This is a genomic window from Streptomyces sp. NPDC052114, from assembly GCF_040680155.1.
Classification (GTDB): Bacteria; Actinomycetota; Actinomycetes; order Streptomycetales; family Streptomycetaceae; genus Streptomyces.
This window is the reverse complement of sequence record NZ_JBFAWC010000003.1, coordinates 73,725-86,724: the sequence shown is the minus strand read 5'-3', so window position 1 is coordinate 86,724 and position 13,000 is coordinate 73,725. Positions and strand designations below refer to the sequence as shown.

Sequence of the window (13,000 nt, the reverse complement as noted above, 5' to 3'; positions counted from 1 at the left end):
ACCGCCCGACCAGCGGCCGGCTCCCTCCCGAAAGGGCAACCACGCGCATGGAGCAGTACGAGCCCGACACTCCGTCCCCGGCCCAACTGGCCGCCATGCACCGCAGCCTGCGGAACGGCAGGGGCGCCCTGACCCGCCGTTCCCTGCTGCGCGCCACCACCGGCGGCGCGCTCGCCGTCGGCGGTCTCGGGGCGCTGAGCGCCTGCGGGATCCCCGCGGCGGGCAAGGAACAGGGCGGTGTCGCCGCCGACGACCACTCGGCCGACGAGAAGCGGATCAACTTCTCCAACTGGACCGAGTACATGGACGTCGACGAGAAGGACAAGAACCGTCGGCCGACCCTCGCGGCGTTCACGAAACGCACCGGGATCACGGTCAAGTACACCGAGGACATCAACGACAACGTCGAGTTCTTCGGGAAGATCAAGCCGCAGCTCGCGGCGGGCCAGGACACCGGGCGCGACCTCATCTGCGTCACCGACTGGCTGGCGGCCCGGCTCATCCGCTTCGGCTGGGTCCAGAAACTGGACCCGGCCAACCTGCCCCACGCGTACACGAATCTGTCGTCCCAGTTCCGCAACCCCGACTGGGACCCCGGCCGTGCCTACTCCTACCCCTGGACCGGCATCTCCACCGTCATCGCGTACAACAAGAAGGCGACCGGTGGGAAGAAGATCACCTCGGTCTCCGACCTGCTCGACGACCCCGCCCTGAAGGGGCGCGTCGGGTTCCTCTCCGAGATGCGCGACACCGTCGGCATGACGCTCATCGACATGGGCAAGGACCCCGGGGACTTCACCGACGACGACTTCGACGCGGCGATCGCCCGCCTCCAGAAGGCCGTCGACAAGAAGCAGATTCGCCGCTTCACCGGCAACGACTACACCTCGGACCTCGACAAGGGCGACATCGCCGCGTGCCTCGGCTGGGCCGGCGACATCGTGCAGCTGAAGGCCGACAACCCCGACGTCGACTTCCACATCCCGGACCAGGGCTACATCACGTCCACGGACAACCTGCTCGTCCCCAACAAGGCGCGCCACAAGCGCAACGCCGAGCGGCTCATCGACTACTACTACGAGCCGGAGCCCGCCGCCCGCCTCGCCGCGTACATCAACTACGTGTGCCCGGTCGACGGCGTGCGGGACGCGCTCGCGCGGATCGACGAGGACGCGGCGTCGAATCCGCTGATCATTCCCGACAAGGAGATGAAGGCGAAGTCCCGGGCGTTCAGGTCGCTGACGCCGAAGGAAGAGACCGCGTACGAAGAGAAGTTCGCGAAGCTGACCGGCGCGTAGGCGGCTGCGCTTCGGCGTGCATTCGTCCGCGGCTCTCGTGTGGTTGCTCGCGCAGTTCCCCGCGCCCCTCACGGGGCCACTCCTCCCGCTCCTCGATTTCCCTGGACCCCACCATGACCTCTGCCCAAGAACCCGGCGGCGACGTCCGCCTCAGCGGGATCAGTAAGACGTACGGCTCCTTCACCGCCGTGCACCCGCTCGACCTCACCGTGCCGCAGGGCTCGTTCTTCGCGCTGCTCGGCGCGTCCGGCTGCGGCAAGACCACCACGCTCCGCATGATCGCGGGCCTGGAGGAGCCCAGCTCCGGCACGGTCCGCCTCGGCGACCAGGACGTCACGGCCCTGCCCCCGTACAAGCGGCCCGTGAACACGGTCTTCCAGTCGTACGCGCTCTTCCCGCACCTCGACATCTACGAGAACGTCGCCTTCGGCCTGCGTCGCCGCGGCATCAAGTCCGTGAAGAAGCAGGTCGGCGAGATGCTCGACCTCGTCCAGCTCGGCGAGCAGGCCCGCAAGAAGCCGCACCAGCTCTCCGGCGGCCAGCAGCAGCGCGTCGCCGTCGCCCGCGCGCTCATCAACCACCCCAAGGTGCTCCTGCTCGACGAGCCGCTCGGCGCCCTCGACCTCAAGCTGCGCCGCCAGATGCAGCTGGAGCTCAAGCGCATCCAGACCGAGGTCGGCATCACCTTCGTGCACGTCACGCACGACCAGGAGGAGGCCATGACGATGGCCGACACCGTGGCCGTGATGAACGGCGGCCGCGTCGAGCAGCTCGGCGCCCCCGCGGACCTCTACGAGAACCCCCGCACCACCTTCGTCGCCAACTTCCTCGGCACCTCGAACTTCATCGAGGCCGAGATCGGCGGCACCAGCGGCGACGACATCGTCCTCAAGGCCGGGGACGGCAAGCTCGTGCTGCCCGCCGCCCGATGCAGCGCCCCCACCACCGCCGGCGGCAAGGTCCTGGTCGGCATCAGGCCCGAGAAGATCTCCCTCACGCACGCCGACGACGCGGGGGAGATCCCCGAGGGCCGCAACCGCATCACCGGACGCATCGCCGACAGCAGCTTCATCGGCGTCTCCACGCAGTACGTGGTCGACAGCCCGGTCTGCGACTCCTTCGAGGTGTACGCGCAGAACATCGAGCGCGACGGCCGCCTCGTCCCCGGCGCCGACGTGGTCCTGCACTGGAACCCCGCGCACACCTTCGGCCTCGACGCCGCCCAGGACGTCGAGGCGGGCGTCGAGAAGGTCGAGGAGGACGCCTCCGCATGACCACCGTGACCGACGCACCACCACCCAAGGCGCCCGTCCCCGAGGAAGCGCCGCCGCGCAAGGTGCGCAGGCGCGGCCGCCTCGTCCCGTACTGGCTGCTGCTCCCCGGCATCCTCTGGCTCGTCGTCTTCTTCGCGCTCCCGCTGGTCTACCAGGCGTCGACGTCCGTGCAGACCGGCTCCCTCGAAGAGGGCTTCAAGGTCACCTGGCACTTCGCCACGTACTGGGACGCGCTCTCCGACTACTGGCCGCAGTTCCTGCGCTCGGTGCTCTACGCGGGCGCCGCCACGATCCTGTGCCTGCTGCTCGGCTATCCGCTCGCGTATCTCATCGCGTTCCGCGCGGGCCGCTGGCGCAACCTCATCCTGGTCCTCGTCATCGCGCCGTTCTTCACCAGCTTCCTCATCCGTACGCTGGCGTGGAAGACGATCCTCGCGGACGGCGGGCCCGTGGTCGGCGCCCTCAACTCCCTGCACGTCCTCGACGTCACCAGCTGGCTGGGCGTCACCGACGGCGACCGGGTCCTGGCCACCCCGCTCGCGGTGATCTGCGGACTCACGTACAACTTCCTGCCGTTCATGATCCTGCCGCTCTACACCTCGCTGGAGCGCATCGACGGCCGACTGCACGAGGCCGCGGGCGACCTCTACGCCTCGCCGGCCACGACCTTCCGCAAGGTCACCTTCCCGCTCTCCATGCCCGGTGTCGTCTCCGGGACGCTGCTCACCTTCATCCCGGCGGCCGGCGACTACGTGAACGCCGATCTGCTCGGCTCCACCGACACGCGCATGGTCGGCAACGTCATCCAGACGCAATTCCTGCGCATTCTGGATTACCCGACCGCCGCGGCGCTCTCCTTCATCCTCATGGCCGCGATCCTCTTCATGGTGACCTTCTACATCCGCAAGTCGGGGACGGAGGATCTCGTCTGATGGCCGCTTTCTTCCGCTGGCTGCGACGCCATCTCGTCGTCATCGCGGGCCTGTGCACGCTCGCTTATCTGCTGCTGCCGAACGTGATCGTGACGGTCTTCTCCTTCAACAAGCCGAAGGGGCGTTTCAATTACTCCTGGCAGGAGTTCTCGCTCGACGCCTGGAAGGACCCGTGCGGCGTCGCCGACATGTGCGGGTCGCTCTCGCTGAGCCTGCAGATCGCCACCTGGGCGACGATCGGCGCGACCGTGCTCGGCACGATGATCGCCTTCGCGCTGGTGCGCTACCGCTTCCGGGCGCGCGGCGCCGTGAACTCGCTGATCTTCCTGCCTATGGCGATGCCCGAGGTCGTCATGGCCGCCTCGCTGCTGACCCTCTTCCTCAACATGGGCGCTCAGCTGGGCTTCTGGACGGTCCTGATCGCCCACATCATGTTCTGTCTCAGCTTCGTGGTGACCGCCGTCAAGGCGCGCGTCATGTCGATGGACCCGCGCCTTGAACAGGCCGCGCAGGATCTCTACGCCGGACCCGTGCAGACCTTCCTGAGGGTCACGCTGCCGATCGCCGCACCGGGCATCGCGGCGGGCGCGCTGCTCGCCTTCGCGCTCTCCTTCGACGACTTCATCATCACGAATTTCAACGCGGGATCGACTGTGACGTTCCCCATGTTCGTCTGGGGATCCGCACAGCGGGGCACGCCCGTTCAGATCAATGTGATCGGTACGGCGATGTTCCTCGTCGCGGTCCTGCTCGTGGTCGCCGGAATGCTGATCGGCAGGCGCCGCGGCAAGCAGGCGAATTAGCTCTACTACCGTTTTCCTGAAGGAGTGGAAATCATGGCCCCTGGCGCCATGACCCGTTGGACCAGCTCACTCTCCGACGCCCAGCCGGTCTCGTACTGGCTGGACGACCCCGGCAGGCCCGCCCCCGAGCCCGCGCTCACCGGCGACGACCGGTGCGACCTCCTGGTCGTCGGCGGCGGGTACAGCGGACTGTGGACCGCGCTCATCGCCAAGGAGCGCGACCCGCGCCGCGAGGTGGTCCTCGTCGAGGGCCGCGAGGCGGGCTGGGCCGCCTCCGGCCGCAACGGCGGCTTCTGCGCCGCCTCCCTCACGCACGGCCTCGCCAACGGCCTCTCCCGCTGGCCCGGCGAGATCGGGAAGCTGGAGGAGCTCGGCGCCCGCAACCTCGACGAGATCGAGGCGGCCGTCAAGCGCTACTCCATCGACTGCGACTTCGAGCGCACCGGCGAGATCGACGTCGCCACCGAGCCGCACCAGCTCGCCGAACTGCGCGAGATGTACGACGAGATGGCCGAGCGCGGCCTCGCGGGCGGCGTCGAGCTGCTCGACGCGGACGCCCTGCGCGAGCAGGTCGACTCGCCGACCTTCCTCGGCGGCCTCTGGGACCGCGACGGCGTCGCGATGCTGCACCCGGCGAAGCTCGCCTGGGGCCTCAAGCGCGCCTGCCTGGCGAAGGGCGTACGCGTCTACGAGCACACGCCCGCGCTCCAGCTGGCCTCCGCCGGCGCGGGTATGGCGGTCCGCACGCCGTACGGCAGGGTCTTCGCCCGCCAGGTCGCGCTCGCCACGAACATCTTCCCTTCGCTGGTCAAGCGCATCCGCTCGTACACCGTCCCGGTCTACGACTACGCGCTGATGACGGAGCCGCTGACCGACGAGCAGCTGGCGTCGATCGGCTGGAAGAACCGCCAGGGGCTCGGCGACAGCGCCAACCAGTTCCACTACTTCCGGTTGTCGGCCGACAACCGCATCCTGTGGGGCGGTTACGACGCGATCTATCCGTTCGGCGGGAAGGTGCGCGCCGAGTACGACGACCGCCCCGAGACGTACGCGAGGCTCGCGGGCCACTTCTTCACCTGCTTCCCGCAGCTGGAGGGGGTGCGCTTCACGCACGCGTGGGGCGGCGCGATCGACACGTGCTCGCGCTTCTCGGCCTTCTTCGGTACGGCGCACAAGGGCCGCGTCGCGTACGCGGCGGGCTACACGGGCCTCGGTGTCGGCGCCACCCGGTTCGGCGCGGACGTCATGCTGGACCTGCTCTCCGGTGAGCGCACGGAGCGCACGGAGCTGGAGATGGTCCGCACGAAGCCGCTGCCGTTCCCGCCCGAGCCGTTCGCGTGGACCGGGGTCGCCCTGACCAAGTGGTCGCTCGCCCGCTCCGACGCCAACGGCGGCAAGCGGAACCTGTGGCTCAAGACGATGGACAAGCTGGGCCTCGGCTTCGACAGCTGAGGCACCGCGGTCGAGCGGGCCGAGTCACCGCGATCGAGCGGGGCGATGCGCCGCGGTTGAGCGGGGCGTGATCGACCGGCGCACGCCCCGCCTCCCGCCTGTGACCCCATTCACTGCCAACTCGTGGCCGCAACCCGCGTAATGCCCGGCGCCCGGACGCCTCTCACCTGTGACGTACATCGTTGTCGCACAGACAGAGGGAGGTCCCGCCATGACTGAATCCGGGGCTAAGCCGGCGGTCGAATGGCTCGTATCGGTGGCGCCGGATCCGGACGCCTGCCGCTGGGAGTGGGAGCGCAATCCGCTCGGGGTCGCGCTCCTTCCCGCGGGCAGGCGCTGGGACGTGCTGATCCTGCCGGGCGAGCTCGGGCATCCCACGCTCGACGTGCTGACCCGCTGCATCGACCGCCCCGGTCCCGTCCTCGCCGACTTCGGGGACGCGCGCATGGGCTTCTTCGTGCCGCCGGGCACGGTGGCCCGCTGGGTGGGCACGGGGGTGCGCGGCGCGGGCCGCGGGACCTGGATCGTCGTGCCCTACCCGGGCCGGGCCACGGGCGGTGTCCGCTGGCTCGTCGCTCCGGACGGCTCGGGCACGCTGACGGATCCGGCGCTGCTCGAACTCGCGATGCACGAGGCCGCCGCGGGGCTGGCCCGGGACCCGCAGGGCCCGCAGGACGCACGTGACCCACGGAACTCGCGGGACCCGCAGGACGCGCGGGACGGGGAGGAGTGAACTGCGTGAACCCTTGACAACTTAATTGGTCTGGACCAAGTTGGGCGCGCGCCACCCTCCAATCCCCCCATGTCCGGAGGCAGTTGTGGACCGCTCGCTGATACGCCATGCCAGACGCACGACCCTCGCCATCGCCGCGGCCCTCGCCATCGCCGCGCCCGCGGTGACCTCGGCGACCGCGCAGGCCGCCGACGCCGCGCCGAAGGCCTCCGCCGCCGACCGCGCGCAGGCCCCCGCCGACCACGCCCTCGTCGGCTATCTGCACACCAGCTTCGCCAACGGCTCCGGCTACACCCGGCTCGCCGACACCCCCGACAGCTGGGACATCATCGACCTCGCCTTCGGCGAGCCGACCTCCGCCACCTCGGGCGACATCCGCTTCGGCCTCTGTCCGAAGACCGAGTGCCCGAACGTCGAGACCAAGGACGAGTTCAAGGCCGCGATCAAGGCCAAGCAGGCCGCGGGCAAGAAGGTCCAGATCTCCATCGGCGGCCAGAACGGCCAGGTCCAGCTCACGACGACGGCGGCCCGCGACAAGTTCGTCTCCTCCGTCTCGGCGATCATCGACGAGTACGGACTCGACGGCCTCGACATCGACTTCGAGGGCCACTCCCTCTCGCTGAACGCCGACGACACGGACTTCAAGAACCCGAAGACCCCGTCGATCGTGAACCTCATCTCGGCGGTGAAGACCCTCAAGGCCAAGTACGGCTCCGGCTTCACGCTCACGATGGCGCCCGAGACCTTCTTCGTGCAGCTCGGCTACCAGTACTACGGCACCGGCAAATGGGGCGGCCAGGACCCGCGCGCGGGCGCCTACCTCCCGGTCATCCACGCCCTGCGCGACGACCTCACGCTGCTGCACGTCCAGGACTACAACTCCGGGCCCATCATGGGCCTGGACAACCAGTACCACTCCATGGGCGGCGCGGACTTCCACATCGCGATGACCGACATGCTGCTCACCGGCTTCCCCGTGGCGGGCGACAAGAACAACGTCTTCCCGGCGCTGCCGCCCGAGAAGGTCGCCATCGGCATGCCGGCCTCCGTCAACGCGGGCAACGGCCACGTCTCGACCGGAGAGGTCAACAAGGCCCTGGACTGCCTGACGAAGAAGACGAACTGCGGCTCGTACCAGACCCATGGCACCTGGCCGAACCTGCGCGGGCTGATGACGTGGTCCATCAACTGGGACCGCTTCAACAACTGGGAGTTCTCGAAGAACTTCGACGCGTACTTCGGCTGACGGGCCGCCTTCCGCACGGTCGACGCACCACGCGTACGTGAGGGGCGGACGCGCCACGCGTACATGAGGGGCGATCGCGGGCTACTCCGCGGTCGCCCCTCGCCCGTACCGCGCGATCACCACCACCATCACCTGGAGCAGCATCGCGCACAGCAGCCACGAGCCCACCACGTCCAGGGGCCAGTGGTAGCCGCGGCGCACCAGGCCGAAGCCGACCGCCACGTTCAGCAGGGCGCAGCCGATGACCAGTTCGCGGCGGCCGTACGCACCGCGCAGCCAGGGGAGCAGGAGCAGGGCCGCCGCGCCGTAGGCGACCAGGGCGGTCGCCGCGTGGCCCGAGGGGTAGAACCCGCCCTCCCCGGCCATGCCCGGCGGTCCGGGGCGGTCGACGGCCGCCTTGAGCGGGGCGATCAGTACCGGTACCAGGGCCATCGCGACGGCCGCCGCCACCGGCGGCAGCCACCAGCGGAACGCGTCCGCGCGCCGGCCGCGCCAGGCGACGTACGCGAGGACGGCGGCGAGGACCGGCACGGCCACCGGGATGTTGCCGAGGTCGGCGAGGAGCTCCGCGGCGCGGTCGGGGACGCCGCTGCCCACGAGGGCGCGCCCCGCGCGTTCGTCGGCGCGGCGCAGCGGGCCGTCGACGACGACCTGCCAGGTGAGCAGCGCGAACAGCAGCGCGCACAGGAGGAGGAAAGGGGTCGGCCGCCCGGGAACAGGGGGGGTGGTTCCGGGGCGGCCGAGATGACCGGGGTGCCGCGCGCCCCGGGGGGTTTGGGGCGGGCGGCGATCCGATCGGTGAGGAGTTCCGGAGCCGGAGGCCCCAGGTGTGTGCGCGAAGGCACGGCCAGGGCGGGGCTGGGGAGGCTCCGCGCCGGCGTCGCCCACAGTCCCCTGTGGGCGGGGTGTTTCTCTCATCTGCAGAAACCGTACGGCAGGTCTTCGCGGGCCGACAGGCGGAACGGCATCCCGTCATCGTGCCCGCACACGTTCTTCACACGCCCCGACGGTCACCCCAGGTCACGACTTCCTCAGCGTGCGGGGTACACACACGTCAGGGCCCGTTCCGGCGATGCGGAGGGGCCCTGACGCGCGCGGGGCAACAGGGGTCAGACGCGGGCGAACGCGCCTTCGATGATGTCCAGGCCCTCGTTCAGCAGTTCGTCGCCGATGACCAGCGGCGGCAGGAAGCGCAGGACGTTGCCGTACGTGCCGCAGGTGAGGACGAGCAGGCCCTCCGCGTGGCAGGCCTTGGCCAGGGCGGCGGTCGCCTCCGGGTTCGGCTCCTTGGTCGTGCGGTCCTTGACCAGCTCGATGGCGATCATGGCGCCGCGGCCGCGGATGTCGCCGATGACGTCGAACTTCTCGGCCATCGCGGCCAGGCGGGCCTTCATCGTCGACTCGATCGCCTTCGCCTTGGCGTTGAGGTCGAGCTCCTTCATGGTCTCGATGGCGCCGAGCGCACCGGCGCAGGCCACCGGGTTGCCGCCGTAGGTGCCGCCGAGGCCGCCGGAGTGCGCGGCGTCCATGATCTCGGCGCGGCCCGTCACGGCGGCGAGCGGCAGACCGCCCGCGATGCCCTTGGCGGTGGTGATCAGGTCCGGGACGATGCCCTCGTCCTCGCAGGCGAACCACTGGCCGGTGCGGCAGAAGCCGGACTGGATCTCGTCCGCGACGAAGACGATGCCGTTGTCGTTGGCGAACCGCACGATCTCCGGCAGGAAGCCCTTGGCCGGCTCGATGAAGCCGCCCTCGCCGAGCACCGGCTCGATGATGATCGCGGCGACGTTGTCGGCGCCGACCTGCTTGGTGATCATGTCGATGGCCTGCTGGGCGGCCTCGGGGCCGGCGTTCTCGGCACCGGTCGGCCAGCGGTAGCCGTAGGCGACCGGAACGCGGTAGACCTCGGGCGCGAACGGGCCGAAGCCGTGCTTGTACGGCATGTTCTTGGCGGTCAGCGCCATCGTCAGGTTCGTGCGGCCGTGGTAGCCGTGGTCGAAGACGACGACGGCCTGGCGCTTGGTGTACGCGCGGGCGATCTTGACGGCGTTCTCGACGGCCTCGGCGCCCGAGTTGAACAGCGCCGACTTCTTCTCGTGGTCACCCGGCGTCAGCTCGGCCAGCGCCTCGGCGACGGCGACGTAGCCCTCGTACGGCGTGACCATGAAACAGGTGTGCGTGAAGTCCTGGAGCTGGGCGCTCGCCCGGCGTACGACGGCCTCGGCGCTGGCGCCGACGGAGGTGACCGCGATGCCGGAGCCGAAGTCGATCAGACGGTTCCCGTCGACGTCCTCGATGATGCCGCCGCCGGCGCGCGCGGTGAAGACGGGCAGCACGGAGCCCACGCCACCGGCGACCGCGGCGGTACGGCGGGCCTGCAGCTCCTGCGACTTCGGACCGGGGATGGCGGTGACGAGGCGGCGCTCCTGCGGGATCTCGCTCATGCGGGGCTCCTGATTCTGGGGTTGGACGGCTGCCCCGGGGCTGATTCCGGTTTCGCCTGGTTCTTCGGGGGGTTTCTTCGCAGGTTAGGGGCGCGGCGCGGAGGCGGTCATGCTCCATCGGGGTGGGATTTGGCCGCGTCGTTGTCCGACTTGGACACATGCCGCGCCCCGGCCGTCCGGACCGACCGGGCGCGTAAGCGGTGAACTCCCCTCGCGCGGGCACTACATTGAGCGCGGATCGACGGACGGACCGGCAGGTCAGGGGGCAAGGGCGATGGACACCGAGGGCACGCACGGGGCACGCGACGGACAGCGGGCCGCACCGGTTCCGCGCCCGGCACCGCCCGCCGTCCCCACCACGCCGCCGATGCCCCGACAGGCACCCGGCACCCCCGTCGGCGCGCCCTCCTCCGCCGCCCCCGCCGAGGTGCCCGCCTCCGTCGCCGAATGGCTCGCCGCGCCCCGCCCCGAGACCGCCCCCGGCATCTGGCGCTACGGCTACCGGCCCCCGGAGCCCGAGGCAGACACCGAGAGCACCAACCGCCGCCTGGTCGTCGGCATGGTGATCTCCGCCGTGCTCGGCCTGGTGTTCTGGTCGCTGTGGCGGCAGGGCAGCATTCCCTACCAGTGGGCCCCGCTGAAGCTGTTCACCCCGGGGGACTGGTGGTGGGCGGGCAGCACCCAGCCCAAGGCGTCGCAGGGCATGGACGCCCGGATCGTCTACGACGGGATCGTCTTCGGCGCCGTCGTCTACACCGTGGGCCGGCTCGGCGCCTGGCCCGACGCGATCCGGCACTTCGTGATGCGGCGCCCCCAGCCGTCCCGCGCCGTCCTCGCCTCCGTCGGAGCGGTCGCCGTCCTGGTCTTCGTCTGGCCGGACGCCCTCGGGCTCGACACACGGCCGCTGCCCGTGGTCGACCCCGTCCTGTCCCTGGTCGCCCTCGTCGCGGGCGGCCCCGAGGTCCTGGCCTCGGTCGTGCTCACCGACACCGTGTACGTGCTGATCACGCTCGCCGTGCTGTGGCCGTTCGTGCGGATCGGCGGCTGGTGGCAGGCCGTCCGCGAGAGCAGGACCCCGGCGGCCCGGCGGCCCGCCGCCCCGCCTCGCCCCGCCGACGCGCCGGCCCGCGCCCACTGGCCCGAACTGCGCGCGGCCGGCCAGGACAAGGCCGCCGACCTGCTCTCCCTCGAACTGGTCAGCGGCCGCATGAACGACGTCGACTGCGCCCGCGTCACCCACGCCTGGCGCACGGCCGCCCCCGACCCGGCCGCCCTGTCCACCTTCGTGGACACGGTCTCCCGGCAGGGCGCCGCCGCCTGGCTCCACCCCTCCGGCCAGCGCGACCTGCCCGCGCGCGCCGCCGCCCACGACCTGCTCGTCGGCCAGGTCCGGATCGGCCGCTTCGCGCGCGACGAGCGCAACCCGTACGCCGTGCGGGGCGCCCACGCCGCGCTCGACCCCGCCGTGCTCGGCACCTCGCTGCTCGCCGTCGGGCCCTCCGGAGCGGGCAAGACCGGCAGGCTCATGAGCCCCGTCGCCGAGTCGCTGGCCCTGGGCGCGCTCACCGGACGGTGCGCCGTCGTCGCCGTGTGCGCGGCGGGCACCGCCCTCGGTCCCGACCAGGCGTACGACGTCGTGGTCAAGCCGGGCGACCCGGAGTCCGTGCACGACATCGACCTGTATGCGGACTGCGCCGACCCCGACGAGGCCGCCGCCTTCCTCGCCGAGGGCCTGGTCGGCGACCTCGACGCCGTCGACACCCGGCGCGCCGCCACCGCGCTCGCCCAGCTCCTCGGCCCCTTCCGCGCCGTGCGCGGTCACTTCCCTTCCGTGCCCGTGCTGCGCGAACTGCTCGAAGGCGACCCCGCCGCCCTCGGCGCTCTCCAGAAGGACCTCGCCGGCGCCGAGCACACCGCCATGCGCCGCGAGCTCGACGCGCGCGTGCGCCAGGCCGGCTCGCCGGGCGACCCCGGTCCCGCCCTCGCCGACCGGATCGGCCTGCTCGACCGGCCCGCCTTCGCCGACTTCTTCGACCCCACGGGACAGGGGCGCCCCTTCTCGATGCGGGCCGTCGCGCACCATCCGCTGCGGGTCCGCGTCGACCTGCCCGAACACGGTCACGAGGAGGCGTCGCGGCTGCTGGCCCGGCTGCTCCTCGCCCAGTTCGCGTACGTCGTGCGCGGCCGGGCCCGGCGCCCGCACTTCGCCTGCCTGGTCCTCGACGACGCCGCGCGCACCCTCACCGCCGAGAGCGTGCGCGCCATCCAGCGGCTGCGGTCGCTGAACGCGGGCGTCGTCCTTGGCCTGCGCACCATCGGCGAGGTGCCGGAGCCGCTCCAGGGCCCGCTGTACGCGGCGGTCGGCTGCCGGATGGCGTTCTCCGGCGTGACGACCTGGGACGGGCGCCGGTTCACCGAGGCCTGGGGCACCGAGTGGATCGAGACCAAGGAAGTCGCCCAGCACACGGTCTTCGCCGACCAGCCGATGACGCGCGCGCTGCACTCGCTGCGCAAACTGGTCACCGGCAAGGCGGTGACCACGGACGCCGTGACCGTCCGCAAGGTCGAGCGCGAGCGCTGGTCCGCCTCCGACCTCGCCCACTCCCTGCCGCCGGGACACGCCGTCCTGTCGCTCACCACGGTGGACGGCGAGCACGCGCCGCCGCTCCTGGTGGACCTGCGGGGCCGCGGGGCTGCCGGGGCGGCCGGGGCGCGCGACTGATCATCCGGGCGCACCTCTTGTTACCCGGGCGTACATCGAGTTACCCGGGCTTACGTCTTGTCGGCACCCGACGGTGAGGCAGAATCGACACAGGTC

9 protein-coding genes and 1 pseudogene are annotated in these 13,000 nt (G+C 71.1%); 8 read left to right on the top strand and 2 right to left on the bottom strand.

Going from position 1 to position 13,000, the window contains the following annotated elements; genetic code table 11:
* The first annotated feature begins 47 nt into the window (after positions 1–47).
* From AB0L89_RS07300 to AB0L89_RS07270, 7 genes and pseudogenes are all read left to right on the top strand, one after another.
* Positions 48–1,298, top strand: a complete 1,251-nt coding sequence (locus tag AB0L89_RS07300) for a spermidine/putrescine ABC transporter substrate-binding protein (RefSeq protein ID WP_365135795.1) — start codon at positions 48–50, stop codon at positions 1,296–1,298.
* 113 nt (positions 1,299–1,411) lie between these two features.
* A complete protein-coding gene (locus AB0L89_RS07295; protein WP_365135793.1) occupies positions 1,412–2,572 on the top strand; it encodes an ABC transporter ATP-binding protein in 1,161 nt (386 codons plus the stop codon).
* On the top strand, positions 2,569–3,504 hold the full coding sequence (locus tag AB0L89_RS07290) for an ABC transporter permease (protein WP_365135790.1): 936 nt from the start codon (positions 2,569–2,571) through the stop codon (positions 3,502–3,504). The genes AB0L89_RS07295 and AB0L89_RS07290 overlap by 4 nt, the downstream gene beginning before the upstream one ends.
* On the top strand, positions 3,504–4,307 hold the full coding sequence (locus AB0L89_RS07285) for an ABC transporter permease (RefSeq protein ID WP_365135787.1): 804 nt from the start codon (positions 3,504–3,506) through the stop codon (positions 4,305–4,307). Before AB0L89_RS07290 ends, AB0L89_RS07285 begins: the two co-directional genes overlap by 1 nt.
* Positions 4,308–4,340: 33 nt before the next feature.
* The gene (locus AB0L89_RS07280) at positions 4,341–5,759 is read left to right on the top strand and encodes an FAD-dependent oxidoreductase (RefSeq protein ID WP_365135784.1); all 1,419 of its coding nucleotides are present in this window, start codon (positions 4,341–4,343) and stop codon (positions 5,757–5,759) included.
* 211 nt (positions 5,760–5,970) lie between these two features.
* Positions 5,971–6,492 carry a hypothetical protein gene (locus AB0L89_RS07275; protein WP_365135782.1) on the top strand — a complete coding sequence of 174 codons (522 nt, stop codon included), beginning with the start codon at positions 5,971–5,973 and terminating at the stop codon, positions 6,490–6,492.
* Positions 6,493–6,724: 232 nt separating this feature from the next.
* Positions 6,725–7,738, top strand: a pseudogene (locus AB0L89_RS07270) (chitinase); the annotation flags it as partial.
* An 81-nt stretch (positions 7,739–7,819) separates the two neighbouring features.
* Here the strand turns inward: AB0L89_RS07270 and AB0L89_RS07265 are convergent.
* Together AB0L89_RS07265 and gabT are read right to left on the bottom strand one after the other, a co-directional pair.
* Positions 7,820–8,335, bottom strand: coding sequence for a phosphatase PAP2 family protein (locus tag AB0L89_RS07265; protein WP_365135779.1), 516 nt, complete (start codon positions 8,333–8,335; stop codon positions 7,820–7,822).
* Between the two features lie 512 nt (positions 8,336–8,847).
* Positions 8,848–10,182, bottom strand: a complete 1,335-nt coding sequence (gene gabT, locus AB0L89_RS07260; RefSeq protein WP_365135776.1) for a 4-aminobutyrate--2-oxoglutarate transaminase — start codon at positions 10,180–10,182, stop codon at positions 8,848–8,850.
* Positions 10,183–10,456: 274 nt separating this feature from the next.
* Here gabT and AB0L89_RS07255 point away from each other — a divergent pair, with 274 nt between their 5' ends.
* Entirely contained in the window at positions 10,457–12,904 is a 2,448-nt protein-coding gene (locus tag AB0L89_RS07255) for an ATP/GTP-binding protein (protein ID WP_365135774.1), read from the top strand.
* The last annotated feature ends 96 nt before the right edge of the window (positions 12,905–13,000 follow it).

Excerpts from the sequence above, each read along its gene's own strand:
- AB0L89_RS07290 (WP_365135790.1), top strand. The coding sequence starts at position 2,569 with ATGACCACCGTGACCGACGCACCACCACCCAAGGCGCCCGTCCCCGAG.
- AB0L89_RS07275 (WP_365135782.1), top strand. The coding sequence starts at position 5,971 with ATGACTGAATCCGGGGCTAAGCCGGCGGTCGAATGGCTCGTATCGGTG.
- AB0L89_RS07255 (WP_365135774.1), top strand. The coding sequence starts at position 10,457 with ATGGACACCGAGGGCACGCACGGGGCACGCGACGGACAGCGGGCCGCA.
- gabT (WP_365135776.1), bottom strand. The coding sequence starts at position 10,182 with ATGAGCGAGATCCCGCAGGAGCGCCGCCTCGTCACCGCCATCCCCGGT.
- AB0L89_RS07285 (WP_365135787.1), top strand. The coding sequence starts at position 3,504 with ATGGCCGCTTTCTTCCGCTGGCTGCGACGCCATCTCGTCGTCATCGCG.
- AB0L89_RS07295 (WP_365135793.1), top strand. The coding sequence starts at position 1,412 with ATGACCTCTGCCCAAGAACCCGGCGGCGACGTCCGCCTCAGCGGGATC.
- AB0L89_RS07300 (WP_365135795.1), top strand. The coding sequence starts at position 48 with ATGGAGCAGTACGAGCCCGACACTCCGTCCCCGGCCCAACTGGCCGCC.
- AB0L89_RS07280 (WP_365135784.1), top strand. The coding sequence starts at position 4,341 with ATGGCCCCTGGCGCCATGACCCGTTGGACCAGCTCACTCTCCGACGCC.